The organism is Allobosea sp., from assembly GCF_017308075.1.
Classification (GTDB): domain Bacteria; phylum Pseudomonadota; class Alphaproteobacteria; order Rhizobiales; family Beijerinckiaceae; genus Allobosea.
In genome coordinates this window covers 129,473-155,832 of the sequence record NZ_JAFKFX010000023.1, presented here as the reverse complement: position 1 = coordinate 155,832, position 26,360 = coordinate 129,473, and the positions used below count along the sequence as shown (strand labels likewise).

25 protein-coding genes are annotated in these 26,360 nt (G+C 67.8%); 10 read left to right on the top strand and 15 right to left on the bottom strand.

What is annotated here, in order from left to right; genetic code table 11:
* Nucleotides 1-71 precede the first annotated feature (71 nt).
* Entirely contained in the window at nucleotides 72-1,517 is a 1,446-nt protein-coding gene (locus J0J10_RS01670; protein ID WP_291641113.1) for an aldehyde dehydrogenase family protein, read from the bottom strand.
* A 190-nt stretch (nucleotides 1,518-1,707) separates the two neighbouring features.
* Between J0J10_RS01670 and J0J10_RS01665 the strand changes: the two genes are divergently transcribed.
* On the top strand, nucleotides 1,708-3,162 hold the full coding sequence (locus J0J10_RS01665; protein ID WP_291644736.1) for a GGDEF domain-containing protein: 1,455 nt from the start codon (nucleotides 1,708-1,710) through the stop codon (nucleotides 3,160-3,162).
* A 46-nt stretch (nucleotides 3,163-3,208) separates the two neighbouring features.
* On the opposite strand, the gene J0J10_RS01660 is transcribed toward J0J10_RS01665, so the two are convergent.
* From J0J10_RS01660 to J0J10_RS01640, 5 genes are all read right to left on the bottom strand, one after another.
* Entirely contained in the window at nucleotides 3,209-3,361 is a 153-nt protein-coding gene (locus J0J10_RS01660; RefSeq protein WP_291641109.1) for a hypothetical protein, read from the bottom strand.
* Nucleotides 3,362-3,422: 61 nt separating this feature from the next.
* The gene (locus J0J10_RS01655) at nucleotides 3,423-4,133 is read right to left on the bottom strand and encodes a phosphatase PAP2 family protein (protein ID WP_291644734.1); all 711 of its coding nucleotides are present in this window, start codon (nucleotides 4,131-4,133) and stop codon (nucleotides 3,423-3,425) included.
* Nucleotides 4,134-4,181: 48 nt separating this feature from the next.
* Nucleotides 4,182-5,132: a diacylglycerol/lipid kinase family protein gene (locus J0J10_RS01650; protein WP_291644732.1), complete on the bottom strand. Its 951-nt coding sequence runs from the start codon at nucleotides 5,130-5,132 to the stop codon at nucleotides 4,182-4,184.
* Nucleotides 5,133-5,134: 2 nt separating this feature from the next.
* Complete coding sequence (locus tag J0J10_RS01645) at nucleotides 5,135-6,037, bottom strand: transglutaminase-like domain-containing protein (RefSeq protein WP_291644730.1); 903 nt, start codon at nucleotides 6,035-6,037, stop codon at nucleotides 5,135-5,137.
* Between the two features lie 209 nt (nucleotides 6,038-6,246).
* Entirely contained in the window at nucleotides 6,247-6,627 is a 381-nt protein-coding gene (locus tag J0J10_RS01640) for a PRC-barrel domain-containing protein (RefSeq protein WP_291641101.1), read from the bottom strand.
* Between the two features lie 336 nt (nucleotides 6,628-6,963).
* On the opposite strand from J0J10_RS01640, the gene J0J10_RS01635 reads away from it, so the two are divergent.
* Complete coding sequence (locus J0J10_RS01635) at nucleotides 6,964-7,227, top strand: glycine zipper domain-containing protein (RefSeq protein WP_291644728.1); 264 nt, start codon at nucleotides 6,964-6,966, stop codon at nucleotides 7,225-7,227.
* A 112-nt stretch (nucleotides 7,228-7,339) separates the two neighbouring features.
* Here J0J10_RS01635 and hutC read toward each other — a convergent pair whose 3' ends face one another.
* Both hutC and J0J10_RS01625 read right to left on the bottom strand, forming a co-directional pair.
* Nucleotides 7,340-8,089: a histidine utilization repressor gene (gene hutC, locus J0J10_RS01630; RefSeq protein WP_291644726.1), complete on the bottom strand. Its 750-nt coding sequence runs from the start codon at nucleotides 8,087-8,089 to the stop codon at nucleotides 7,340-7,342.
* A 14-nt stretch (nucleotides 8,090-8,103) separates the two neighbouring features.
* Entirely contained in the window at nucleotides 8,104-9,471 is a 1,368-nt protein-coding gene (locus J0J10_RS01625; RefSeq protein WP_291644724.1) for a formimidoylglutamate deiminase, read from the bottom strand.
* Nucleotides 9,472-9,637: 166 nt separating this feature from the next.
* On the opposite strand from J0J10_RS01625, the gene hutI reads away from it, so the two are divergent.
* The 5 genes from hutI to J0J10_RS01600 all read left to right on the top strand — a co-directional run bounded on the left by hutI (nucleotide 9,638) and on the right by J0J10_RS01600 (nucleotide 15,645).
* Nucleotides 9,638-10,804: an imidazolonepropionase gene (gene hutI / locus J0J10_RS01620; RefSeq protein ID WP_291644722.1), complete on the top strand. Its 1,167-nt coding sequence runs from the start codon at nucleotides 9,638-9,640 to the stop codon at nucleotides 10,802-10,804.
* Nucleotides 10,801-12,327 carry a histidine ammonia-lyase gene (hutH, locus tag J0J10_RS01615; RefSeq protein ID WP_291644720.1) on the top strand — a complete coding sequence of 509 codons (1,527 nt, stop codon included), beginning with the start codon at nucleotides 10,801-10,803 and terminating at the stop codon, nucleotides 12,325-12,327. The genes hutI and hutH overlap by 4 nt, the downstream gene beginning before the upstream one ends.
* Before the next feature lie 121 nt (nucleotides 12,328-12,448).
* The gene (hutG, locus tag J0J10_RS01610; protein ID WP_291644718.1) at nucleotides 12,449-13,258 is read left to right on the top strand and encodes an N-formylglutamate deformylase; all 810 of its coding nucleotides are present in this window, start codon (nucleotides 12,449-12,451) and stop codon (nucleotides 13,256-13,258) included.
* Nucleotides 13,255-14,922, top strand: coding sequence for a urocanate hydratase (gene hutU / locus J0J10_RS01605; RefSeq protein WP_291635363.1), 1,668 nt, complete (start codon nucleotides 13,255-13,257; stop codon nucleotides 14,920-14,922). The genes hutG and hutU overlap by 4 nt, the downstream gene beginning before the upstream one ends.
* A gap of 162 nt (nucleotides 14,923-15,084) precedes the next feature.
* Complete coding sequence (locus J0J10_RS01600; RefSeq protein ID WP_291644716.1) at nucleotides 15,085-15,645, top strand: HutD/Ves family protein; 561 nt, start codon at nucleotides 15,085-15,087, stop codon at nucleotides 15,643-15,645.
* Nucleotides 15,646-15,810: 165 nt separating this feature from the next.
* Here J0J10_RS01600 and J0J10_RS01595 read toward each other — a convergent pair whose 3' ends face one another.
* Complete coding sequence (locus J0J10_RS01595; RefSeq protein ID WP_291644714.1) at nucleotides 15,811-16,887, bottom strand: citrate synthase/methylcitrate synthase; 1,077 nt, start codon at nucleotides 16,885-16,887, stop codon at nucleotides 15,811-15,813.
* A 101-nt stretch (nucleotides 16,888-16,988) separates the two neighbouring features.
* Here J0J10_RS01595 and J0J10_RS01590 point away from each other — a divergent pair, with 101 nt between their 5' ends.
* Complete coding sequence (locus J0J10_RS01590) at nucleotides 16,989-18,146, top strand: citrate synthase family protein (protein WP_291644712.1); 1,158 nt, start codon at nucleotides 16,989-16,991, stop codon at nucleotides 18,144-18,146.
* Here the strand turns inward: J0J10_RS01590 and J0J10_RS01585 are convergent.
* From J0J10_RS01585 to J0J10_RS01565, 5 genes are all read right to left on the bottom strand, one after another.
* Nucleotides 18,104-19,318, bottom strand: a complete 1,215-nt coding sequence (locus J0J10_RS01585) for an SAM-dependent methyltransferase (protein WP_291644709.1) — start codon at nucleotides 19,316-19,318, stop codon at nucleotides 18,104-18,106. The two genes, J0J10_RS01590 and J0J10_RS01585, sit on opposite strands and share 43 nt — an antisense overlap.
* A 215-nt stretch (nucleotides 19,319-19,533) precedes the next feature.
* Nucleotides 19,534-20,319: an ABC transporter ATP-binding protein gene (locus J0J10_RS01580; protein WP_291644707.1), complete on the bottom strand. Its 786-nt coding sequence runs from the start codon at nucleotides 20,317-20,319 to the stop codon at nucleotides 19,534-19,536.
* Nucleotides 20,316-21,089 carry an ABC transporter permease gene (locus J0J10_RS01575; protein ID WP_291635352.1) on the bottom strand — a complete coding sequence of 258 codons (774 nt, stop codon included), beginning with the start codon at nucleotides 21,087-21,089 and terminating at the stop codon, nucleotides 20,316-20,318. Before J0J10_RS01575 ends, J0J10_RS01580 begins: the two co-directional genes overlap by 4 nt.
* Before the next feature lie 2 nt (nucleotides 21,090-21,091).
* Nucleotides 21,092-21,607 (bottom strand): mismatch-specific DNA-glycosylase, encoded by a 516-nt coding sequence (locus tag J0J10_RS01570; RefSeq protein ID WP_291644706.1) that lies wholly within the window; start codon nucleotides 21,605-21,607, stop codon nucleotides 21,092-21,094.
* Complete coding sequence (locus J0J10_RS01565) at nucleotides 21,604-22,557, bottom strand: ABC transporter substrate-binding protein (protein ID WP_291645263.1); 954 nt, start codon at nucleotides 22,555-22,557, stop codon at nucleotides 21,604-21,606. Before J0J10_RS01565 ends, J0J10_RS01570 begins: the two co-directional genes overlap by 4 nt.
* A 243-nt stretch (nucleotides 22,558-22,800) precedes the next feature.
* Between J0J10_RS01565 and J0J10_RS01560 the strand changes: the two genes are divergently transcribed.
* Both J0J10_RS01560 and msrA read left to right on the top strand, forming a co-directional pair.
* The gene (locus J0J10_RS01560) at nucleotides 22,801-24,357 is read left to right on the top strand and encodes an acetolactate synthase large subunit (RefSeq protein ID WP_291635346.1); all 1,557 of its coding nucleotides are present in this window, start codon (nucleotides 22,801-22,803) and stop codon (nucleotides 24,355-24,357) included.
* Between the two features lie 177 nt (nucleotides 24,358-24,534).
* Nucleotides 24,535-25,041, top strand: a complete 507-nt coding sequence (gene msrA / locus J0J10_RS01555; RefSeq protein WP_291635344.1) for a peptide-methionine (S)-S-oxide reductase MsrA — start codon at nucleotides 24,535-24,537, stop codon at nucleotides 25,039-25,041.
* 214 nt (nucleotides 25,042-25,255) lie between these two features.
* Here the strand turns inward: msrA and J0J10_RS01550 are convergent, their stop codons facing one another.
* Nucleotides 25,256-26,299, bottom strand: a complete 1,044-nt coding sequence (locus J0J10_RS01550; protein ID WP_291644704.1) for a histone deacetylase family protein — start codon at nucleotides 26,297-26,299, stop codon at nucleotides 25,256-25,258.
* Between the last annotated feature and the right edge of the window lie 61 nt (nucleotides 26,300-26,360).

The following is a 26,360-nucleotide window of genomic DNA, read 5'->3' as shown; positions in this document are numbered from 1 at the left end:
ACCACCAATCCGCCATGAAAAAGAGGCCGCGCCTTTCGGCGCGGCCTCGATGTCCCGGACGGCGCCCCGGCTCAGGCGAGCGTGTAGCCGGTCTTCACCGTGGTGTAGAACTCGCGGGCATAGGCGCCCTGCTCGCGCGGGCCGTAGCTCGAGCCCTTCCGGCCGCCGAACGGCACATGGTAGTCGACGCCCGCCGTGGCGAGGTTGACCATCACCATGCCCGCCTCGCTGTTGCGCTTGAAATGCGTCGCATGCTTCAGCGAGGTCGTGCAGATGCCCGAGGACAGACCGAAATCGGTATCGTTGGCGAGCGCCAGCGCCTCGTCATAATCCTTGACGCGGATGATGTTGGCGACCGGGCCGAAGACCTCCTCGCGCGAGATGCGCATGGCATTGGTGGTCTCGGTGAAGAGGGCCGGCTGGAGATAGAAGCCGGGATTCTCGCGGTTCAGCAATTCGCCGCCCCAGGCCAGCTTGGCGCCTTCGTCGCGGGCGATCTGGATATATTTCAGATCCTGGTCGAGCTGGCTCTGGTCGACGACCGGGCCGATATGGGTGCCGGCCTTGAGAGCGTCGTCGACCACCACGCCCTTGAGACGCTCGATCGCCGCCTCGACGAAGCGGTCATGGATGCCGGCCTGGACGATCAGGCGCGAAGAGGCGGTGCAGCGCTGGCCGGTGGAGAAGAAGGCGCCCTGGACGGCCGCCTCGACCGCGGTCTTGAGATCGGCGTCGTCGAGCACGACGAGCGGATTCTTCCCGCCCATCTCGAGCTGGACCTTCTTCATCGGGTTCGAGGCGATGCAGGCCGCCGCGACCTTGCGACCGGTCGAGACCGAGCCGGTGAAGCTGATCGCGTGGATATCCTTATGCTCGAGCAAGGCCTGGCCGACGACCGAGCCGCGGCCCATCACCAGGTTGAGCACGCCCTTGGGCAGGCCGGCGCGCTGGATGATGTCGACCAGCGCCCAGGCCGAGCCGGGCACGAGATCGGCCGGCTTGATCACGACGCAGTTGCCATAGGCCAGGGCGGGCGCGATCTTCCAGGCCGGGATCGCGATCGGGAAGTTCCAGGGCGTGATCATGCCGACGATGCCGACCGGCTCGCGCGTCACCTCGACGCCGACGCCCGGACGGACGGAGGCGATGCTCTCGCCGCCGAGGCGCAGGCATTCACCGGCGAAGAAGGCGAAGATCTGGCCGGCGCGGCCGGCTTCACCGATGCCCTCGGCGAGGGTCTTGCCCTCCTCGCGCGACAAGAGGCGGCCGAGCTCTTCCTTGCGGGCGAGGATCTCGTCGGAGGCCTTCTTCAGGATCTCGTAGCGCTCCTGCGGCGTGGTGCGGCTCCAGGCCGGGAAGGCGGCCTTGGCGGCGGCGACGGCATTGTTGGCGTCCTCGACGGTCGCCTGGGCGTACTCGCCGACGACGTCATTGGTGTTGGACGGGTTGATGTTGCGCGAGGCGTTCTGCGCGCCGACCCATTCGCCGGCGATCAAATTCTTGAAGGGAGCATTCATCGAGAAACCTCGCGCCTGATCGGAAGAGGAGCTGGTCTTAGCGTCTTTGGCCGGCCAAGGCCATGCCGGAGCGCTTGTCGAAATGCCCGGCGGTCGCGCCGCCAGCGCATGCTCGGCCGAGGTCAGGACGAGTTTTCGCCGCAAGGCGGCAGCTTGCCTTTAACCTTTTGCGGGCACGATCCCACTCACCATGACCGCCAGCCGGGTTTCTTCTCTCTCGCCCAGCGCGAACGCCGCCGGCTCCGGCAAGACCGCCTCGCCACGCCTGCTCGCCTTGCGCCGGCTCGCCCTCGTTGCGGTGGTGACCTTCGGCTCGGCGCTCCTTGGGCATCTCACCCGCCCGGCCGGCTTCCTCGCCTCGTTCTGGATCGCCAACGCAGTCCTGATCGGTCTCCTGGTGCGCAATCCGCGCCTCGCCACGCCGACAGCCTGGCTTGCCATCGCAGGCGGCTATCTCGCCGCCGATCTCTCAATGGGCGGCGGTTTCCTGCTGACGCTCTGGCTGACGGCCGCCAATCTCGCCGGCGTCATTGCCGGCTTCCTGCTCTTTCGCCGCATCAGCCCGGTCGACCGCCGGCTGCAGCGCCCGCAATCCCTGCTGTTCCTGCTGCTGATCAGTGTCGCCGCGGCGGTCGCAGCCGCCATCGTCGGCAGCGGCAGCATCGTCGTCTTCTACGGCGGCAGCCTGAGGCACGCCATCGAGCTCTATTTGACGAGCGAGCTCGCCAGCAATCTGATGATCCTGCCGCTGGCTCTGACCGCCCCGCCCTTGCAGACCCTGAGGCTGCGAGTCGGCGCGATCTGGCGCTCGGCCCGTGCGCTGCTGCCGCTGGCCACCCTGCTTGCCTCGATCGGGATCGGCACCTTGATCGGCGGCCCCGGCGCGGCGTCGGTCCCGGTTCCGGCGCTGCTCTGGTGTGCGCTGAGCTACGGCATCTTCCCGACGGCGCTGCTCACCTTCGCGACCGGCCTGTGGCAGAGCACGGCGCTGGCGACCAGCCTGCCGCCGAGCTCGGCCGAATTCCTGCCGACCGTGATCTCCCATCGCCTCAGCCTGGCGCTCCTGGCGCTCGGGCCGATCATGGTCTCCAGCATCAACAGCGGGCGCCGGGTTCTGCTGCGCGAGCTGAACCGCGCCGCCAATGAGGACACGCTGACCAAGACGCTGTCGCGGCGTGCCTTCCTCCAGCGCAGCGAGGCCGCTCTGGCCGAGAGCGCGGCCCGGGACGGTGTGGCCTCGCTGCTGATGCTCGACATCGACCGCTTCAAGCGCATCAATGACGAGCATGGTCATGCGGCAGGCGATACGGCGCTGGTCGCGATCGCGCGCCAACTCGCGGCCGTGCTGCGGCCACAGGACCTGTTCGGGCGGATGGGCGGCGAGGAGTTCGCGATCCTGCTGCCGGAGATCTCTCCCGACGATGCAAGAGGCGTCGCCGAGCGGCTGCGCGCAGCCTGCGATCAATTGGAGCTGACGCTGGACGACGGCCGGACGATCAAGGTCACCACCAGCATCGGCCTGGCCAGTGGGAAGGCCATGCAGGTCTCGCTTCAGGGCCTGCTGAAGCAGGCCGACGACGCGCTCTATGCCGCCAAGCGCGAAGGCCGCAATCGCGTGATCGAGGCGGCGCCGGTCGCGGCCTGAACCGCAGCAGACCGAAGGGGCTCCCCGGCGCGGCCCACCGCTTCTGCTATTTCTCCCTGATCGAGAGCCCGTTCTTGCCGACCGAGATCTCGACGCCCTCCGGCTGCTTCTTCTCCTGGTAGAGCGCATAGCCCGTCGCGGCGAGGCCGGCGACGAGCAGGCCGACGAGGAGGAAGAGCAGGTTACGCGAGATGGTCATGAAACAGGGCTCCAATCATGAGAAAGCGCCGCTCTCGCGCGGCGCCATGACTGGAACGCGCCTATTCGCCGACGGTTCCCGGGGAAACGCCGCGCTCCATGCCGGTCGCCCCGGCCTCGCGCGCCTCGGCGCCGGCTGCGAGCCGGCCGAGCCAGGCCACCGCGACGCTCGACCAGGTGATGCCGAGGCACCAGCCGCCGAGCACGTCGCTCGGCCAGTGCACACCGAGATAAATCCGGCTGACGCCGATCGCGATGATCAGGATCCAGGCGACCCAGAGACAGATCCGCGAGATATCGGCCCGGCGCGATGCGATACCGACGAAGCCGGCGATGCCGAGCAGCACCACTGCCGAGAGAAAGGCGTGCCCACTCGGAAAGCTCGCCGTGAAGGTCAGGGCCGCGTGCTCGACGATGTCGGGGCGCTCGCGGCCGATCCCGATCTTCAGCAGCGTGCTGGCCGCGACAGCCGAGAGCACCGTCAGGATGAGTCCGAGCGCCAGGCGCCAATGGCCGCATAGTCGCAAGGTCAGGGCTGCCACCACCATCATGGTGCCGAGCGCGACGAAGCTGCCGAGCGCGGTGACGTCGCGCATCATCTCGCGGAACCAGGCCGGGCCAAGCGGCGTCGAGGGATCGGCCGCGTCGCGAAACAGCATGACCAGCCTGCTGTCGAAGGCGAAATCGCGGCCGGCGATGACGAAGATCGCAAGACCAAGGAAGCCGAAAGCCGCGGCGGTCGGCAGGAGGAAACGCGGCTGCAGGAGGAACATCGAGAGCTATCCAGGCGGAAGTGGCGGCTGCCTATGACGAAAGCATGTTCAGATTTCGGCCGGCCGCGCAGCGATGACCTGCAACGCGGCCGGCAGCAACCGATAATCGAGCGAGCCGGCGCGACGCTCGACCTCGCCATCGAAGGTGACATGGCCACGCCTCTTGTCACGGCGGGTCAGCGTCACCGCCTCGGCGGTCAGTGAGACGAGATTATGCGAGGTGCGCCAGCTGCCGGTCAGCATCGAGAGCGCCGCCTTGGTCCGCGAGAGCAGGCCGCCGGTGTCGAGGATATGGACTTCGAGCTGGCCGCCATCGAGCCGGTTGCGCCGCCAGTCGGCGCCATCGAACTGGTTGACCGTGACCAGCACGGCGTCGGCCTCGACCTGACGCTGCACGCCGCCGATCTCCAACTCGATGCGGATCGGACGGGTGAACAGGATCGACCGCCCCGCCGCGAAGGCGAAGGCGATGGCGCGGCTGAAGGGGAAGCGCCGGCGGGCCTGTTCGCGCTCGCGCGCCATCAGGCTGAAGAAGCCCATGCCGGAAATCGAATGGAAGGGGCGCCCGTTGATGCTGCCGAGATCCATGGCGACCGGCTTGCCCCGGCACAGCGCCGAAACCTGCTCCTCGATGGTGCCGAGCAGGCCGAGATCGCGGCCGAGCACATTGACCGTGCCCAGCGGCAGGATGCCGACCGGCCTCGGGCATTCCAGCAGCACGGGCAAGGCGCCGTTCACGGTGCCGTCGCCGCCGGCGATCACCGGCGTGACCGCTCGATCGTCGACCGCGGCGCGCAGACGCTCCTCGATCGCGCGCGGCGGCAAAAGCTCGACCTCGGCATAGCAGCCGGCCGCGGCGAAAGCCGCCTCGATGCGGCGCGCGAAATTCCCCACCCCCGCCTCCAGGACGGAGCCGGCGCGCGCATTGCCGATGACGCGAAAGCGGCGTGGCTGCGTCTTGGTGTCGGGCTCTACCGGTAGTTCCGACAGTTTCTCCATGATCAGGCGGCGATATGCCCCCCCCTGTCGCCGGGCACAAGGCGGGGCGATGCCGGCGAAGCCGAGATCTGGCGAGCGCCTGCCCCAACCTCCTCGGTGACGACTTCGAAGCGCTGCAGGACATGGGAGCCGAAGGAGTTCAGCATCGGCAAGTCGGTGGCGTCGCGGCCGCGGGCGATGACCACCCTGCCGATACGCGGCTGATGGTGCCGCGCATCGATCGTGTACCAGCGCCCGTCGAGCCAGACCTCGCACCAGGCGTTGAAATCCATCGGCGCCGGATTCGGCGGCACGCCGATATCGCCGAGATAGCCGTTGCAATAGCGCGCGGGGATGTTGAGGCAGCGGCAGAAGGCAACTGCGAGATGCGCGAAATCACGGCAGACGCCGATGCGCTCCTCATAGGCCTCGGCGGCGGTGCGCGTGCTGCGGGCGAAGGCATAGCCGAACGTCAGGTGGTTGTGGACGAAATCGACGATCGCCTGCACCCTGCCCCAACCCGGCTGGAGATGGCCGAACAGGGACCAGGCCGTATCCATCAGCTTGTCGGTCTCGCAATAGCGGCTACCGAGCAGGAAACCCATCAGTTCGGCGGGAATCTCGGCCGGCGAGAGCTGGCGCGCATCCGGCGCCGTGACGTCCGGCCTACCGCAATCATAGATCAAACCGCTCGCTTCGAGCCGAACGCCGCCTGCCGGCACGACCATGCGGCGGCAGATATTGCCGAACGAGTCGAAATGCCGCTCGACCGGCAATGAAGCGCCGGTGTCCAGCAGGGCGGTCACGCGCATCTCGTCCGGCTCGAGCAGATCGTGGCGCCGCGAGGGGTGGATGTCGAGCATGGTCACCAGCGTGGTCGGCCGGTCACAGACGATCTCGATGCGATAGCCGTAGCGGATCTGCATTCCCGTCTCCTCGATCGCTCTGGGTTTTGCCGTTCGCGGCCGTTGCGGCCGTGCTGGGCCAGCGCGACAGGGGCCTGCCCCGAGCGCTGGCCATCGCCCTAAAAAAGATGCGGGCCTTTCGGCCCGCATCACGCTGTCGCGGCGATCCGGCTGGGGGGATAGCAATCGCCGCGACCTGCGCCTTGGAGAAGCGAAGGCCACCTCGGCCGTCACATCATCCAGTAGGGCATGGTGCCGTAGTAGTCGTGCACGCGCTTGCCATAGTCCTTGTCGTGCCAGTCGGGCTCGCCGTCGCTGTCATACATCGGCGCCGCCTCGAGCTTCTCGCGGGTCAGCGGCACGACATAGCCGCCGCGATCGACATCGTAGTCGAGCATGCTCCACGGGACCGGGTGATACTTCTCACCGAGACCGAGGAAGCCACCGAACGACATGATCGCGTAGGCGACCTTGCCCGTCGCCTTGTCGAGCATGACGTCGTAGATCGAGCCGAGATGCTCTCCTGCGGTATTGTAGACATCGGTACCCGCGACGCGCGCTCCGGCGATCAGCGGATTCGCGGTGGTCGCAGCGGTCATCGTTGCGCTCATTCTTCCCTCCATAGAACTCATGGGCCCGTACGAACCGGCCTGCCAAATCAACGCCGCAACCTGATCGCTGTTCCACGGCAGGAGAGACAAATTCGAAGAATCGGCCAGCCGGACGGTCAGTTAGGCTAAGAGGCCGGCATTGCAGTTCGGGAGCCGCTGCCCGCGGGCCCTGGAACCTTTGCCGGCGCGGCTCGTTGATGCCGCAGGTGATGGGCCGTCGCCGCGTCCTGCGGTGGCTGCCCGGAGCGGGTCGGAGCATGCCCCGGCGAAAGACGACACCAGCCGAGGAGGCGAGGCAGCCCTCCCAGCCTCCGGCTCAAAGCAAGGACCACAGCCATGAAAAAGCTCATCATCGTCGCCTTGGCCGCTGTATCCCTCGGCGCCTGTACGGCGCGTGAGGAAAACACGGCGACCGGCGCGCTGATCGGTGCCGGCACGGGCGCCGTCATCGGCGGGCTTGCCACCGGCCGCGCCGGAGGCGCGGCGGCGGGCGCTGCAATCGGCGGCGTCGGCGGTGCCATCATCGGCAATGCGACCACCCGCGACCGGGTTTGCGTCGGCCGCGACGAATGGGGACGGCGCGTAAGCTACGCCTGCTGAGCCAAGGACGAGGACAGCGAAGGCAAGGACAGCGAAGGAACGAGACGCGGCGCAGCGGGCGGCCTGAACACTGCCCGCAGCCGCTCATCCGACCGACCTGCCGCCGCAGGAGCTAGACTTTGCCGTAGGGGCCGAAACGTCCGACGAAGCGATGCCGGCCGCCCGGATAGAGCAGGCGGACGGCTGTGACCGGCTCGCCCTGGTTCCAGGTGCGCCGTTCGACCAGCAGACAGGGATCGCCTTCGGCGATGGCGAGAAGCTCGGCCTGTTCGGCCGTCGCGGCGACGGCGCTGATCGCATGCTCGGCCTGCGACCAGAGACTGTTCTGCAGCAGCCAGTCGCCCGGCGGGATGGTGGAAAAGTCCTCCTGCGCGGCCGCCGGAACAGTCGCGAGGTGAATGACGCGCTCCTCCAGAACATGCGGCACGCCGTCTGCCCAATGCAGCACGGAGAGGTGCACGACATCGACCGCGCGCCCGAGTTCGAAAAGGCTCACGACAGGCCGCTGCGCCCGCCCGTCGCGACGCTGCAGGACGGTGAGCGCATAGGCATGGCCGAGACCGCGCACCTCTTCGGGGATCGAGAGGATGTCGAGCATGGCGTGGCTTGCCGGCGGGCTCGCGACGATCGTGCCGGAGCGGCGCCGACGGGTGATCAACCCTTCACGCGCGAGTTGGACGAGAGCTCGATGCACGGTCATCCGCGAAGCGCCGAGCCGCTCCATCAGGGCATGCTCGGGCGGTACCGCCGTGCCCGGCGGCCAGACCCCGTTCAGGATGAGATCGCGGATGGCGCGCCGGATCTGGTCATAGAGCGGACCGACGCCATCGAGAGCTACGGCGTCGATCTGGCTTGCGGACATGGGCTCTTTCCGGCTCAGGCGAGCAGATTTCGGATGGCTGCGCCATAGCGCGCGGCGATGCGCGCCCGGTCAATGTGTCGGCCGCCGCTGACCACAGGCTTTCCACCGACGATCACGGTCTCGACCGGCAGGGCGGGCGCCGCGAAGACCGCACTGTCGAGCGCGAAGTCGCCGGACTTTCCGACCACGGCCGGATGGTCGGCAGCGAGCGTCACGAGATCGGCCCTCGCTCCCGGGGCGATGACGCCGATGGCCCGCCCGCAAGCTTGGGCGCCGCCGGCGCAGGCATCCTGCCAGAGCCTGACGCCGGCCGGGGTGCCGGCTTCGGCCCAGAGCGCGCGGCGCCGGTCGCGCAGGCGCTGCGAATACTCCAGCAGCCGCAATTCGCCGCCTGCGCCGATCTCGATATTGGAGTCGCTACCGACGCCGATGCGCCCGCCGGCGCCGCGATAACGCACGCCGTCGAAGATGCCGTCGCCGAGATTGGCCTCGGTGATCGGGCACAGGCCCGCCACCGCAGCGCTGCGCGCCATGGCGTCGCGCTCGGCATCGCTCAGATGCGTCGCATGGATCAGACACCAGCGCTCGTCGACGGCGACGCTCTCCAGCAGGAGCTCGACCGGGCGGCGGCCGGTGATCGCGATGCTGTCCTCGACCTCGCGCATCTGCTCGGCGACATGAATGTGAACCGGCGTTTCGGGCCTGAGCCCCGCAATCCAGGGCAAATCGTCGAGCGCCACCGCCCGCAGCGAATGCGGCGCGACGCCGACGCGCGCATCCGGCAAGGATGCGACCGCCCTCTCGCTGCCTTCCAGAAGCCGCAGATAGGCGTCGCGGTCGTTGAGGAAGCGGCGTTGGCCGGGCGCCGCCGGCGCCCCCCCGAAATTGCCGTAGCGATAAAGCACCGGCAGCAGGGTCAGTCCGATGCCGGTCTCGCCCGCCGCCGCGGCGATCGCCTCGCCCATCGCGGCGATGTCAGCGTAGGCGCGACCATCCTTGTCGTGATGCAGGTAGTGGAACTCGGCGAGCGCGGTGAAGCCGCCTTCGAGCATCTCGACCATGGCCTGGGCGGCAATGGCCTGCACGTCCTCAGGGTCGAGCCGGTCGAGGAAGCGATACATCACCTCGCGCCAGGTCCAGAACGAATCCTCGGAAGCGCCGCGCCGTTCGGACAGGCCGGCCATGCCGCGCTGGAAGGTGTGGCTGTGCAGATTGGGCAGTCCGGGCAAGGTCAACCCCGACAGTCGTGTCGCTGCCGCCGGGGCCGCGCCATCACGGGAGACCGAGGCGATGACGCCGTCCTCGACATGCAACGTGACGCCCCGGGCAAATCCCTCCGGCAGCAACGCTTCCTCGAGATACAGTTCCTGCCTGACCGCCATGCCATCCACCTCTCTAATTGCATATGCAATTAAACGCTTGCCTTTTGCATATGCAATTGGCTAGCTTACCCGGAACGAAAGCGAAGTCGAGAGGGCGCGACGGGCAATGGCGGCGGAAACGTCTTTGAGCTGCGATCGGCTCTGGCTGAATGCGCGAGTGGCGACGATGGCCGAAGGTGCCTCCTCCGCCTATGGCGCAATCGAGGACGGGCTCATCGCAGCACGGGACGGGCGCATCGTCCATGTCGGCCCGCGCGCGACGGCGCCGACCTTTTCGGCGGCCGAGACCATCGATTGCGAGGGCCGCTGGATCACGCCCGGGCTGATCGATTGCCACACCCATCTCGTCTATGGTGGCGACCGCGCCCATGAGTTCGAGCTGCGTCTCAAGGGCGCGAGCTATGAGGAGATCGCCCGCGCCGGTGGCGGCATCGTCTCCTCGGTCAAGGCGACGCGCGCGGCGAGCCAGGACGAGCTCTTCGCCAGTGCCGACAAGCGCCTCGCCGCGCTGATCGCCGAGGGCGTCACCACCGTCGAGATCAAGTCGGGCTACGGGCTCGACACCGAAAGCGAGGTGAAGGTGCTCGCCGTCGCCCGTCGGCTCGGCCGCGAGCGCCCGGTCCGGGTCGTCACCACCTTCCTCGGCGCACATGCCGTGCCGCCCGAGTTCAAGGGCCGTTCCGGCGACTATATCGACCTCGTCGCCGGGCCGATGCTCGATGCCGTCGCGGCCGGCGACCTCGCCGATGCCGTCGACGTGTTCTGCGAGGGCATCGCCTTCTCGCCCGAAGAGACCGCGCGTGTCTTCGCCGCGGCCAAGGCCAAGGGGCTGGCGATCAAGATCCATGCCGAGCAGCTCTCCAATCTCGGCGGGGCCGCGCTCGCCGCCGGCATGGGCGCGCTCTCGGCCGACCATCTCGAACATCTCGACGAGGCCGGAGTCGTCGCCATGGCGAAAACCGGCACCGTCGCGGTGATCCTGCCCGGAGCCTTCTACTTCCTGCGCGAGACGGTGAAGCCGCCGATCGAAATGCTCAGGAAGCATGGCGTACCGATCGCGCTCGCCACCGACGCCAATCCCGGCACCTCGCCGCTGACCTCGCCGCTCATGACCATGAACATGGGCTGCACCTTGTTCCGGCTGACGCCAGAGGAGGCGCTGGCCGGCATGACCCGGAATGCGGCGCTCGCCCTAGGACTTCAAGACCAGACCGGTACGCTGGAGACCGGCAAGGCCTGCGATCTCGCGATCTGGGAGATCGAGCGCCCGGCCGAGCTCGCCTACCGCATCGGCTTCAACCCGCTTCACACCCGCATCCGGAACGGCCAATGACCACGCTTTCGCTCACTCCCGGCGAGGCTCGCCTCGCCGACTGGCGCCATGTCCTGGACGGCGCCGCCATCGCTCTTTCCGAGACCGGCGCGATCGCCGGCGCCCAGGCGATCGTTGACGAGATCGTCGCCAAGGGCACCGTGACCTATGGCGTCAACACCGGCTTCGGCAAGCTCGCCAGCGTCCGCATCGCCGATGCCGATCTCGCGACCTTGCAGCGCAACCTGATCCTGTCGCATGCGGTCGGGACCGGCCCCGCTTTGCCGGACGAGGTCGTCGCCCTGATCCTCGCCATGAAGGCGGCGAGCCTGGCGCGCGGCGCCTCGGGCGTGCGGCCCGACGTGGTCGAGGCGCTGGTCGGCGCACTCCAGGCCGGCGCGCTGCCGGTGGTGCCTGCCAAGGGCTCGGTCGGCGCCTCCGGCGACCTCGCCCCGCTCGCCCATCTCACCGCGGCCTTGATGGGTGTCGGCGAAATCCGGCTGAAAGGCGAGGTTCTGCCGGCCGCCGAGGCACTGAAGCGCATCGGCCAGGCGCCGCTGGCGCTCGGCGCCAAGGAAGGCCTCGCGCTGATCAATGGCACGCAGGTCTCGGCCTCGCTGGCGCTGGCCGGGCTCGCCAGCATCGCCCGCGTCTTCGATGCCGCGCTGATCGCCGGCGCGCTCTCGGTCGATGCGCTCAAAGGCTCCGACACGCCCTTCGACCCACGCATCCAGCAACTGCGCGGCCAGCCCGGCCAGATCAAGGTCGCGGCCCTGCTGCTCGACCTCGTCGCCGGCAGCGAGATCCGCGAGAGCCACCGCTTCGGCGACTCGAAGGTTCAGGACCCCTACTCGCTGCGCTGCCAGCCGCAGGTGATGGGCGCGGTGCGCGACCTCCTCGGCAATGCCGCCGCGACCCTCGCGATCGAGGCCAATGCCGTCACCGACAACCCGCTGGTGCTCGGCCCCGGCGAGATTGTCTCGGGCGGCAATTTCCACGCCGAGCCGGTCGCCTTCGCCGCCGACATGCTGGCGATGGGCGTCTGCGAGATCGGCAACCTCGCCGAGCGCCGGATCGCGCTGCTCGTCGACCCCGTGATGAGCGGCCTGCCGCCCTTCCTCGCCCGCGATGCCGGCCTCAACTCCGGCTTCATGATCGCGCAGGTGACCGCCGCCGCGCTCGCCTCCGAGAACAAGCAGAGGGCCTATCCCGCGTCGGTCGACACCATTCCCACCTCGGCCAATCAGGAAGACCATGTCTCGATGGCGACGCATGGCGCCTTCCGCCTGATCGAAATGGCGAAGAACGCGGCGAGCATCGTCGCGGTCGAACTGATGGCCGCGGCCGAAGCGATCGAGCATCACCGGCCGATGAAGACCTCGCCGCGGCTCGAGCCGGTGCTCGCGCTGATCCGCCAGAGGATCGCCCCGCTGGCCGAAGACCGCTATCTCGCGCCCGACCTCGCTGCCGCGACGGAGCTCGTGCTCTCGGGCGCGCTCGGCAAAGCCGCGGGGGTGGACAGCTTTGCGGAGCTTTCGGCGTGAGGAACTCGCCTTTTCCGTCATCGTCGGGCTTGTCCCGACCAGCCACGTCTTCGCTGATCGAGCGTGGTGTTCAAGACGTGGATGCTCGGCATAAGGCCGAGCATGACTTGGGAGACAACGCATGAGCGCCGACATCGTCTCCGTCACGCGCGGGTCCTCGCCGCTCGTCCTGTCGATGCCGCATCCCGGCACGGCCATCCCGGCCGAGGTCTCGGCGCAGCTCAATGCGCGCGGCAAACTGGTCGAGGACACCGACTGGCACATGCGCCGGCTCTATGACTTCGCCGAGCGCTTTCAGCCGACGATCGTCGAGGCCGGGCTGTCGCGCTTCGTCATCGACCTCAATCGCGACCCGGCCGGCGTCTCGCTCTATCCCGGCCAGGCGACGACCGAGCTCGTGCCGACCACCACCTTCGACGGCGCACCGATTTGGCAGACGCCTCCCGACGAGGCCGAGATCGCCCGCCGCCGCGAGGCCTATTTCCGCCCTTATCACGCGGCGCTCGCGGCCGAGATCCAGCACGCCAAGGCGCAATACGGCTTCTGCCTGCTCTGGGATTGCCACTCGATCAAATCGGTGATCCCGCGTCTGTTCGAGGGCGCGCTACCGACGCTGAACCTCGGCACCAATTCCGGCCAGAGTGCCGCGGCCGCGGTCGAAGCTGCCGCGGTGACGGCCATGGCCGGCAGCGCCTTCACCCAGGTCGTCAACGGCCGCTTCAAGGGCGGCTGGATCACCCGCCATTACGGCCACCCGGCCGACCATGTGCACGCGCTCCAGATGGAAATCGCGCTCAGCGCCTACCTCGCCGACGAAGCTCCGCCTTGGACCTTCGACGCGGCCCGCGCCGCCAGCCTGCAATCCGCCCTCTCCGCCATGATCGAGGCGGCGCTCGCCGCCGCCACCAAGCTCGAACGGACCAAGCCATGACCCGCATCGACAACAGCCGCGTCATCCGCTCGCCCCATGGCAGCACGCTTTCGGCCAAGAGCTGGCTGACCGAGGCGCCGCTGCGCATGCTGATGAACAATCTCGACCCGGATGTCGCCGAGAAGCCGGGCGAGCTCGTGGTCTATGGCGGCATCGGCCGCGCCGCCCGCACCTGGGAGGATTTCGACCGGATCTGCGCCTCGCTGCGCTCGCTCGAGGCCGACGAGACCCTGCTGGTCCAGTCCGGCAAGCCGGTCGGCATCTTCAGGACGCATCCGGACGCGCCGCGCGTGCTGATCGCGAATTCGAACCTCGTCCCGGCCTATGCCAACTGGGAGCATTTCCACCATCTCGATAAGGCCGGGCTGATGATGTACGGCCAGATGACGGCCGGCTCCTGGATCTATATCGGCACGCAGGGCATCGTTCAGGGCACCTACGAGACCTTCGTCGAGGTCGGCCGCCAGCACTATAATGGCAGCCTCAAGGGCAAATGGATCCTGACCGGCGGTCTCGGTGGCATGGGCGGGGCCCAGCCGCTCGCCGCGACCATGGCCGGCGCGTCGATGATCGCCGTCGAGTGCAAGCCGTCCTCGATCGAGTTCCGCCTGCGCACCCGCTATCTCGACGAGAAGGCGGACAGCGTCGACGAGGCCCTGAAGATCATCGAAGCTGCCCATGCCAAAGGCAAAGCCGTCTCGGTCGGCGTGCTCGGCAATGCCGCCGAGATCTTCCCGGACATGGTCCGCCGCGGCATCCGCCCGGACGTCGTCACCGACCAGACCTCGGCCCACGACCCGCTCAACGGCTATCTGCCGGCGGGCTGGACCCTGGAAGAATGGGAAGAGCGTCGGGAGCGCGACCCGGCCGGCACGATCGAAGCGGCGAAAAAGTCGATGGCCGAGCATGTCAGGGCGATGCTCGACTTCCAGCGCATGGGCGTGCCGACGCTCGACTACGGCAACAATATCCGCCAGATGGCCAAGGATATGGGCGTCGACAACGCCTTCGATTTCCCGGGCTTCGTGCCGGCCTATATCCGCCCGCTTTTCTGCCGCGGCATCGGCCCGTTCCGCTGGGCGGCGCTCTCCGGCGATCCGGAGGACATCTACCGCACCGACCAACGCGTCAAGGAGCTGCTGCCCGACGACAAGCACCTGCACAACTGGCTCGACATGGCGCGCGAGCGCATCCAATTCCAAGGCCTGCCGGCGCGGATCTGCTGGGTCGGCCTCGGCGACCGCCACCGGCTCGGCCTTGCCTTCAACGAGATGGTGGCGAAGGGCGAGCTCAAGGCCCCGGTCGTGATCGGCCGCGACCATCTCGATTCCGGCTCGGTCGCCTCGCCCAACCGCGAGACCGAGGCGATGAAGGACGGCTCGGACGCGGTCTCCGACTGGCCGCTGCTCAACGCCCTGCTCAACACCGCCGGCGGCGCGACCTGGGTCTCGCTGCACCATGGCGGCGGCGTCGGCATGGGCTATTCGCAGCATTCGGGCGTGGTCATCGTCGCCGATGGTACCCCGGAAGCGGCCAAGCGCCTTGAGCGCGTGCTCTGGAACGACCCCGCCACCGGCGTGATGCGCCACGCCGATGCCGGCTACGATATCGCGCTCGACTGCGCCAGGGAGAAGGGGCTGAAGCTGCCCGGCATCCTGGGCTGAACCCGAGTGTCATTCCGGGGCGCCCGAAGGGCGAACCCGAAACCTATGACGGGGTGCAACGTGATGGTCAGGTCGGGCTCGCCCAGTCGTGGGTTCCGGGTTCTCCGCTGCGCGGAGCCCCGGAATGACAAGGGTGGCCGCTTGAATTCGAAGGACCGATCCATGCGCATCATCCGCGCCGCCGACTGCCGGACCATGCCTTGGAAGAACGGCGGCGGGACGACGACCGAAATCGCCGTCTCGCCCGAAGGCGCTTCGCTCGCCGATTTCGACTGGCGCATCAGCATGGCCCATGTGGGCGCAGACGGGCCGTTCTCGTCCTTTCCCGGCATCGACCGGACGCTGTCGGTGCTGACCGGCTCGGGCATTACCCTCGCCTTCGGCGATGGCGAGCGTATCAAACTCGACCGCGCCAGCGCGCCCTGCCCTTTCGCCGCCGACCGGGCGGTCGAGGGGCTGCTGGTCGATGGGCCGATCGACGATCTCAACGTGATGAGCCGGCGCGGCCGCTGGCGGCACCGGGTCAAGCGCTTGTCAGGCGCAGGCTCGCTCAGCGCAGCCGAGGGCCTGCTGGTGCTGGTCGCCCGTCGCGGCGACTGGCTGGTGAACGGCACGGCGCTACCCGCCGGCGACAGCGGGGTTTTGGATGCGCCCGGTCGTGTCGAGCTTGCCGTGAGCGGCGGTCAGGCGGAGCTCTTCGCGATCTGGTTGACGTCAATATAGGCAGGCGCGGGATCCCCTCTCCCGGATGCGAGAGGGGTAGGGGTGAGGGACCGCCGCTAGTTATTGGAATGCAACGGCGCCGCTGCGACCTCTATCGGTAAGGGCGGGCCCTCATCCCTGCCCTTCTCCCACACGGGAGAAGGGTGCCCCACGCCCTACCGGAACCTACGCCGCCCGCCTCGGCTGCGGACCGACATAGACCGATTGCGGCCGGATCAAGCGGCCGGTCTCGATCTGCTCGCGGGCATGGGCGAGCCAGCCTGTGGTGCGGCCGAGGGCGAAGACGCAGGTGAAGGCCTCCGGCGGGAAGCCGAGCGCCTCCAGCAGCAGCGCCGTGTAGAACTCGACATTGGTCTCGAGCGAACGGCCCGGCTTGCGCTCGCGCAGGATGGCGAGCGCCGCCTGCTCGACCGCCTCGGCATGGCGCAGGCGTCCAGCATCGGCGCCGAGCCGGGTGATCGCCTGCTTCAGCGCATCGGCGCGCGGATCGCGGACGCGATAGATGCGATGACCGAAGCCCATCAGGCGCTCGCCGCGTTCCAAGGCTGCCTCCAGCCAGGGACGGGCATTTGCGGGCTCGCCGATAGCGTCGAGCATCTCGATCACCGGCCCCGGCGCGCCGCCATGCAGCGGCCCCTTCAGGGCACTGATCCCGGCCAGCACCGCCGAGACCAGCCCGGCCCGGGTCGAGGCGACGACGCGCGCAGCGAAGGTCGAGGCATTGAGGCCGTGATCGGCGACGGTGACGAGATAGCTGTCGAGCGCCGCGGCCTGCGCCGTCGTCGGCACCTCGCCGCGCAGCATGCGCAGCGTATCGGCCGACTGCGACAGCGACGGATCGGGGACGATCGCGGGAAGCCCACGCTGCCTGCGCACGGCAGCAGCGGTGAAGACGGCAGGTGCGGCGAGAAGCTTCAGTGCGGTCTCACCATCCTCGCCATCGGCGATCTGCGCGGTCCAGGCGCGAATGGCCTCGACCGGCCCGAGATCATCCGACAGCGCGGTGCGCTCGACGATGCCGAAGAGATCGGCGCGGGCCTGGCCAAGCGCTGCCGTCAGGTCGGGCCCCTGCGGCAGGCCGGGCAGCAGGCCATCGAGCATCAGCGCCGCCATCTCTTCGAAGCTGGTACGGCCCGCAAGCTCAGCGAGGCTGTGGCCGCGGATCACCAGGCGGCCAGCAGCGCCATCGACCTCCGAGAGCACGGTATGGGCGGCAACGACGTCATCGAGACCATCGGACATATCGGAAACTCCTCGGGAACAGTAACCGCGAAGATCGCCTCCCGCATTGCAGCAATCAATCTTGAACAATATAATCAATATATATCGGTGGGAGGCAGAGCATGCAGGACTGGCTGACCGCGCAGGAGGCGATGGCGCGGCTGCGCCTGAAGCCACAGACGCTCTATGCCTATGTCAGCCGCGGGTTGATCGAAGCGCGCGACGACAGCGAAGATTCGCGCCGCAGCCTCTACCGGGCGGAGGATGTCGCCCGGCTGGAGCACCGCAAGGCACGCGGCCGGCGCCCGGCCGCGATCGCCGAGGACACGATCGCCTATGGCGAGCCGGTACTCGCCTCCGGCATCACCACGATCGAGCGCGGCGGGCTCTGGTATCGCGGGCAGGATGCGGTGCGCCTCGCCGAGAGCGCCAGGCTGGAGGATATCGCGCGCCTGCTCTGGGATTGCGGCACGCAGCGCTTCCCCCCTTTGGCGACGCTCGTGCCGCCGGGCGAGCCGCTGGCGCGGGTCTTCGCGGTCATCGCCGCACGAGCCGCGAGCGACCGGCCAATGGCCGGCCGCGCCAAGAAGGCGCTCTATCTCGAAGCTGCCGCCGTGCTCGACGCGCTGGTCGACGCCATCGCCGGCGGGCCGGGCGCAGGGCCGATCCATGCGAGGCTGGCACGAGCCTGGGGCTGCGAGGCCGACGGCGCCGAGCCGATCCGGCGGGCGCTGGTGCTGCTCGCCGATCATGAACTCAACGCCTCGACTTTCGCGGCCCGCGTCACTGCCTCGACCGGCGCCTCGCTCGCCGCCTGCGCCATGGCCGGTCTCGCCGCGCTCTCCGGCCCCCTGCATGGCGGCGTCGCGCCGCGCGTGCTGGCGCTGATGCGGGACATTGAACGCGACGGGCTGGAGGCGACCGTGGCCGCGCGACTGGAAACCGGCGCGGGGCTGCCCGGTTTCGGCCACCCGCTCTATTCCGACGGGGATCCCAGGGCGCGGGCGCTGCTCGCAGCCTTCGAGGCACCGTCAGGCTATGCGCAGGCGCAGGCCGCCATCGGCGCGCTGACGGGTGAGGAGCCGAACATCGATTTCGCGCTGGCGGCGCTCGCCGCGCGGTTCGAACTGCGGCCGGATGCACCCTTCCAGATCTTCGCCGCCGCCCGCTGCACGGGCTGGCTCGCCCATGCGCTGGAGCAGAACGAGACCGGAAGACTGATCCGGCCGCGTGCCCGCTATGTCGGCCTGGCCCCGACGACTGCGTCCGGCACCATGTAGTCGCGCGTCATCGGCAGGGTGTCGAGGCGCTTGGCGAGCTGGAGCTGGAAGACCACCAGCCCGTCATAGCGGAAGCTCGCTTCCGAGGCCGCAAGGTAGAATTCCCACATCCGAGCGAAGCGCTCGTCATACATTGCGACAGCCTCGCCGCGGCGCGCCAGGAAGCGCTCGCGCCAGGCCTTCAGCGTCTGGGCGTAATGCAGGCGCAGCACCTCGACATCGGTGATGACCAGCCCTTCCTTCTCGACGGCGGCCGATATCTCCGACAGAGCCGGGATATAGCCGCCGGGGAAGATGTGCTTGGCGATGAAGGGGTTGGTCGCACCCGGCGGCGTGGCGCGCCCGATCGTATGGATCAGCGCGACGCCATCATCGACAAGCAGCTCCGAAATCTTGCGGAAGTAATCGCGATAGTAGCCGACACCGACATGCTCGAACATGCCGACCGAGACGACGCGGTCGAAGCGCTCCTTCACGTCGCGATAGTCCTGGAGGCGGAACTCGACCGGCAGGCCGGATTCGGCGGCTCGCTCACTGGAACGCGCGAACTGCTCCTCCGACAGGGTGATGCCGGTGACGTGGCCGCCGGTCTGGCGGGCGATGCTGAGGCCGAGCCCGCCCCAGCCGCTGCCTATGTCGAGAACCCGCTGGCCGGGCTCCAGTGCGAGCTTCGCGGCGATCCGACGCTTTTTGGCCTCCTGGGCCTCCTCCAACGTGGCGTCCGGCCGCTCGAAGAAGGCGCAGGAATATTGCTGGTCCGTATCGAGAAAGAGCTCGAAGAAGGCGCGCTTGAGATCGTAATGGTGGTGGACGTTGCTCTTCGCCCAGCTCGGGGTGTTGTGCTGCTTGATGCGGCGGATCGAAGTCCGCAGCCGCCCCAATGCCCCGGCCCAGGCCGAGGGCGGTTGACGCGAGAGCCCGCAGACCAGGGCCTCGAGCAATTGATAGAGTGTGCCGCGCTCGACGATGACGCGGCCATCCATCACCGCCTCGCCCAGGGCGAGCTCGGGATCGAGCGCGAGCCGCCATTCGGTCTCGCGATCGGCGATCCGCAACCTGACGGCCGCGGTCGAGCCCGACCCGGCCGAATGCAGCGATCCATCGGCGAAGACGACGTCGATCCTAGGCTCCCGGACCAGCCGGGACAGCATCCTTGCAATCAGTGCGCGCATGGCCCCACCTCATGGCAGTGCCCCTTTGCAGGCGAAGATGGCAATGGCGCCCCGCCTTGCGGGAGGTGGGCCAATGCAATTCTGCTCTACCCGGACCGCATATCGCGGCGGCCAGCCCCATTTGCAGGAAAGATGGGGGCGAGCTTCGCCTGTCGCCAGTGCCGCCGGGCCCTCCGCCTCCGCAAGCGCAGCGCGGTACGGCCGCGGCGCCCGCCTCAGTGTCCCTCGGCCGCCAGCACGGCCTCGACACGGATCTCCTCGACCAGCCGCTCCTTGAGCGCGACGAAGTCCGGCGTGGTCTTGATCGTGTAGGGGCGCGGATGCGGCAGGTCGATGGCGATGTCGGCCTTGATCCGGCCCGGCCTCGCACTCATCACCACCACGCGCGAGCCGACGAAGATCGCCTCCTCGATGTCGTGAGTGACGAAGAGCACGGTCTTCTGCTCGCGCTCCCAGATGCCGAGCAGCATTTCCTGCATCAGGGCGCGGGTCTGGTTGTCGAGCGCGCCGAAGGGCTCGTCGAGCAGCAGGATTTTTGGATCGTTGGCCAGCGCTCTTGCGATCGCGGTGCGCTGCTGCATGCCGCCGGAAAGCTGCTTGGGGAAATGATCGACGAAGCCGGAAAGACCGACGCGCTCCGCCCATTTGCGGGCGATGTCGAGCCGCTCGCGTTCCGGCACGCCCTTCTCGCGCAGGCCGAAGGCGATGTTCTCGACCACGGTCAGCCAGGGAAAGAGCGTGTAGCTCTGGAAGACGAAGCCGCGATCGGCTCCCGGCCCGGTGACCGGCGCACCGTCGAGCAGGATCTTGCCCTCGCTCGCCGTCTCGAGCCCGCCGATGATGCGCAGCAGCGTCGACTTCCCGCAGCCGGAAGGACCGAGGATCGTGATGAAGTCGTTGTCGGCGACCTTCAGCGAAGTCGGCATCAACGCGCGCGTCGGCTCGCCCTTGCCGCGCGCCGGGAAGACCTTGCCGACCTGGTCGATCAGAAGCTTGCTCATGCCTGCGCCCATGGAAACAGGCGCTGGTTGACCGCCTTGAACAGGAAATCGGAGATCAGGCCGATCAGGCCGATGACGATGATGCCGAAGATGATCTGCCCGGTGTTGAGCAGCGCCTGGCTGTCGACGATCATGTGGCCGATGCCGGAGGAGGAGCCGATCAGCTCGGCGACGATGACATAGGTCCAGGCCCAGCCGAGCACGAGGCGGAAGATCTCGGCGATCTCGGGCGCGGCATTGGGCAGCAGCACCCGGCGCACCACCGAGGCGTCGCTCGCCCCCAGCGTATAGGCGGCGTCGACCAGATCGCGCCGGACCCCGCCGACCGAGACCGCGATCATCAGGATCAGCTGGAAGACCGAGCCGATGAAGATCACGAGCAGCTTCTGGGTCTCGCCTATGCCGGCCCAGAGGATCAGCAGCGGAATGAAAGCCGAGGCCGGCAGATAGCGCGCGAAGGAGACGAAGGGCTCGAGGAAGGCCTCGACCGGCTTGTAGGCGCCCATCAGGATGCCGAGCGGCAGCGCCACCAGAACGGCAAGGACGAAGCCGCCGAGTACGCGCCAGATCGTCATGCCGATATCGAACATGAAGCCGTGGACGGTGAGCAGGTTCCAGCCCTCCGCGACCATGGTCAGCGGGTCGGCGAGGAAGAGCTTCTGGACGAAGCCGCCGAAGGTCGCGACCGACCAGAAGGCGACGAAAAGCGCGAAGAAGGCGACGCCGTAGCCGATGCGGACGCCGCCGGAGACCGGCTGGAGGGGTTTCATCGTCAGGAATTCGTTTCTTTCACGAGTGCCGCGAGTTCGTGCCAGGGCTCGATGGACCAGAAGCCGGATGCAGCGCCGGAGGTGGAAGGCAGAATGAAGACGCGGCTTCCTACAAGGAGGGATGGCTGGAGACCATAGGCGAGCTTAAGTCCCCTCTTCTCTCCCAGCGCTGCCTGAGCAGCACGCTTGCCATTGAAAGCGACGACCGCCGGCGCGTGCAGACGAAGCTTGGCCAAGAAGCCGGCGATGTCGAAATGCTGGCGCATCAATGCCGTGTCGGGCCCGGAGGTCCCCTTCGCGACATCGGTGAAGCCGATGCCGTATCGCGGCAGATCCGGGAAATCCGCCGGGCCAAGCGGCTGAGGAATCAGCCCGGTCTCGAACAGGGTTTTCCAGAACTTGTTGCCGGGTCCAGCATAGTAGGCGCCCCGCCGGGCGGAAGCCGCCCCGGCCTGCGTGCCGCAGAACACGACACGCAGACCGGCGGTCAGCACATCCGGCAGGATTTCATCGCTCACTTGCCGGCGACGTATTTCGTCTCGACCAGCGTGTTGATGTCGGGCTTCGTCTTGATCAGGCCGATCTCGAGCAGGAGATCGGCCGCCTTGTTGGTGAAGGCCTGCCAGTCGCCGGAAAAGAACTTCTTGTTGCCCTCGGCATCAGACCAGCGCAGGAAGCCCGCCGACTTGCCGAACTGCTCGCCCGACTGCTTCACGTCGGCGCCCATGATGCCATAAGCCTTGTCCTTCTCGGCCTTGATCATCTCGAGCGCTTCGAAATAGCTCTTGGTCAGCGCCTGTGCGGCAGCGTCGTTCTCGCTCAGGAATTTCGGCGTGCAGCCGAAAGTGTCCATCACCATCGGGTAGTCGAGCGTGGTGGCGATGATCTTGCCGGAATCGGGCTTCTCGCGCACTGCCGAGAGATAGGGCTCATAGGTCATCGCGGCGTCGTTCTGGCCGGCGATGAAGGCCTGGGCCGCCGGACCCGGCTCCATGTTGACGACCTTGACGTCCTTCACCGACATGCCGTTCTCCTTGAGGAACCAGGCAAGGGCGAAATAGGGCGAGGTTCCCGGCGCCGAGGCGGCGACCGTCTTGCCCTTGAGATCCTTGATCGAGCCCGTCGACGAGCGCACCGCCATGCCGTCTGCGCCATAGCTCTTGTCGAGCTGGAAGATCTGCTTGGTCTTGATGCCGGCGGCGTCCCAGACGATCCAGGTCTCGACCGTGGTCGCGGCGCACTGGATATCGCCCGAAGCGATGGCGAGGTGACGGTCCTTCTGCGGGATCTTCTTGATCGTCACGTCGAGGCCGTTCTTCGCGAAGATGCCGGCTTCCTTGGCCAGCGTCAGCGGCGCGAAACCGGTCCAGCCGGACATGCCGATCGTCAGCTTGGTCTGCGCCTGTGCGCCGCCCGCCGCCAGGAGCGCCGCGAGCCCGAGGCCCGCCACCGCTCCGATACGCTTCATATCCGTCATTCGAAACCCTTCCCCTGATATCTGCGCCGGCCTTGCGCGGGCGGAGCTGAACCCAGCCTCGTCGTGGCACGATGCAAGCTTTGTTCCAAGGCAAGTTAAATGCCTATGCAAATCAGTCAAGCCGGCATCAACGACGCTGGGGGAGGCAATGAATTTCTCTTGTTTGACAGCAGGGGGGATATTTCATCCCCTCGCCTCCCCGGCGCGCAGCGCCAAATGGACGAGGTTTCCCGAATGAACGGCGCCGATCGCCTCTGCGACACTCTCCTCATCAACGGCGTCGACGTCTGCTTCGCCAATCCCGGCACCTCCGAAATGCACTTCGTCGCGGCGCTCGACCGCAAGCCGCAGATGCGCTGCGTGCTCGGCCTGTTCGAGGGCGTGGTGACCGGCGCCGCCGACGGCTATGCCCGCATGGCCGACAAGCCGGCTGCGACCCTGCTGCATTGCGGGCCGGGCATGGCGAATGCCCTCGCCAACATGCACAACGCCAAGCGCGCCAGGACTCCGATGATCAACGTCGTCGGCGACCACGCGACCTACCATCTCCAGCATGACGCGCCGCTGACCAGCGACATCGAGGGGCTGGCCTGGCCGATGTCGCATTTCGTCCGACGCATCGAGAGTCCCGAGGATGTCGGCCCGGCGATCGGCGAGGCCTATGCCGCCTCGCTCTCCCTGCCGGGCGTCACCACGGTGATCCTACCGGCCGATTGCGCCTGGGGCAGCGTCGAGCCGGCGACGCTCGCACCGACCACGGTTCCCACCCTGAAGAGCGCCGATCCGGCACGGGTGCGCGAGATCGCGGCGCTGCTGCGCAAGCACGGCTCGCGCGCCGCGCTGATGATGACCGGCCTCGCGCTGCGCGAGGGACCGATGGAGACGGCTGCGCGGATCTGCGCCGCGACCGGGGCGCGCGTCTTCGGCCAGATGTCGAACGGGCGCATCGAGCGCGGCGCCGGCCGCGTCGCTTTGCCGAAGGTGCCCTACCCGATCGACATGGCGCTGAAGCAGCTTGAGAACGTCGACCTTTTGGTGCTGGTCGGCGCCCAGGTGCCGGTCGGCTTCTTCGCCTATCCCGGCAAGCCCGGCCGGCTGATCCATGACGGCTGCGCAGTCGAGACGCTGGCTGCGCCCGGCGACGACCTGCCCGGCGCGATCGAGGCTCTGGCTGACGAATTATCGGCCCGCGCCGTAGCGCCGGCCTTCATCGCCGAACCGGCTGCCGCTAACGGAGCGCTCCCGACCGGAGCGCTCGACGCCGACAAGGTCTGCACCATCGTCTCGACCCTGCTGCCCGAGAACAGCATCATCTGCGATGAATCGATCTCGTCGGGCCGGATGTTCTATGCGCAGTGCCATCACGCGCCGCAGCACGACTATATCCAGCTCACCGGCGGCGCGATCGGCGAAGGCATCCCGCTGGCGATCGGCGCGGCGGTCGCCTGCCCTGACCGCAAGGTCATCGGCATGCAGGCCGACGGCTCCGGGATGTATACGGTCCAGGGCCTGTGGACGCAGGCCCGCGAGAATCTCGACGTCGTCACCGTGATCTTCGCCAACCGGACCTATGCGATCCTGCATGGCGAGATGCGCGCCGTCGGCGTCAATGATTTCGGCAAGAACGCCACGCAAATGCTCAATCTCGACCAGCCGGCGCTCGACTGGGTGGCGATGGCGAAGAGCATGGGCGTCGAGGCCGGGCGCGCCACCACGGCCGAGGAGTTCACCAGGCTGTTCAAGGGCGCATTGTCGCGGAAAGGCCCGTTCCTGATCGAGGCGGTAATCTGAGCTCTCGGGCTCCTCGCCGCCGCAGAGCCTTGGCTCAACCGCGATGCAAGAGGCCGTCTCCCGACGGCCTCTTCAAGCGATCAGGGCTGCCGTGGGAAAACCAAGGCGGCGACATGACGAGCGCCATGGCGAATTCGGATGCCGATGCTTATCTCGGCGGCAGCAAGGAGGTTTGACATGACGGAACGTGCTGTACTCGCGGGCGGCTGCTTCTGGGGCATGCAGGACCTGATCCGCAAGCTCCCCGGCGTCGAGAAGACCCGTGTCGGCTACACCGGCGGCGATGTGAAGAATGCGACCTATCGCAATCACGGCAGCCATGCCGAGGGCATCGAGATCGTCTTCGACCCCGCCAGGATCGGTTACCGGCAGCTGGTCGAGTTCTTCTTCCAGATCCACGACCCGACGACGCTGAATCGCCAGGGCAACGACCTCGGCACCAGCTATCGCTCGGGGATCTACTATGTCGACGAGACGCAGAAGCAGATCGCCGAGGAGGTGATCGCTGCGGTCAACAGCTCCGGCCGCTGGCCGGGCAAGGTCGTCACAGAGGTGAAGCCCGAAGGGGATTTCTGGGAGGCCGAGCCGGAGCATCAGGACTACCTGGAACGCTATCCGGCCGGCTACACCTGCCATTGGGCTCGGCCGGACTGGGTGCTGCCGCGCCGCGAGGCGGCGGAGTAGCGAAATCTACCTTCTCCCACCAATCTCGGGCTTGCCCGAGATTGGCACTTTTGGATGCGCACGTCGGAAACGCCGGACATGCGGCGGGACAAGATGGCAGCGCGTAGCGCTGACGGATGAGAAAAGGGTCGCGTAGGCGGCCCTTTTCTCGTTTCACCCGGTCGAACCGCCCTCATCCCCTACCGGGACCTTCGTCCCGAGGGGAGAAGGAGCGCTACTTGAACCCACCCAGGAACGCATCGAGGCAATCGCCGATCGCCTCGATGGCATAGCCGCCCTCCTGCACCACCAGGGTCGGCAGCCCCATCGCCTTGACCTGGCGGCCGATGCCGCCGAAGTCGGCGGCGTCGAGCTTCAGCACGCCGATCGGATCGTCCTTATGGGCGTCGTAGCCGAGCGCCAGGACCAGCGCCTCGGCGCCGAAGTCGCGGATCGCCCGCCCGGCCCGGTCGATGGCAGCTTCCATCTCCGGCCCGGCGGCGCCATGGACGAGAGGCAGGTTGAGGTTGAAACCTTCGCCCGGTCCGTTGCCGCGCTCATCGTCATAGCCGGTGAAGAACGGGTAGTAGTTCGACGGGTCGGCATGGATCGAGACGGTCAGCACGTCGTCGCGGCGATAGAAGATCTGCTGGGTGCCGTCGCCATGATGGGCGTCGACATCGAGGATCGCGACCTTGCCGAAGCGGCTGCGCAGGCGCTGCGCGGCGATCGCCGAGTTGTTGAGGTAGCAGAAGCCGCTGGAGCGGTCGGCCCGGGCATGATGGCCGGACGGACGGCAAAGCGCATAGACGGCACGCTCACCGGCGAGCACCGCGTCGGCGGCGGAGACGGCGGTCTCGGTGGAGCGCAGGGTCGAGCGCCAGCAATGCTCGCCGATCGGTACCGAGAGATCGCCGAGATACCAGCCGAGTTGGCCGAGGAAGCCGGTCGGACGGCAGGGCGGGCGCTTGTCCTCGTCCGGCTTGCCGCTCCAATAGGGGAAGGTCGCAGGCCAGACTTCCGGCCCGCGTTCGGCCGGCAGGTCCTGCCAGCGCGCCCAGGCCGTCTCCAGGAACTGGATGAAGCCTTCGTCATGGACGGCCAGGATCGGTGCCGTGCCGTGCTGCTGCGGCGTCTCCGGGGCGACGCCGTGGCGCGCCAGCGCTGCCAGCAGCTTTTCGGTCCGCTCCGGCAGGTCCTTCGGCGGGACGACACGGCCGAAGCGCATATACTGCTGGGGATCGTGGAGCGATTGCTCGGGATGATAGAAGGCGCGCATACGGATTCGACTCGCTTCGGAACTCGGACGAGCCCCATACGGCCATGAAAAGCACGACGCC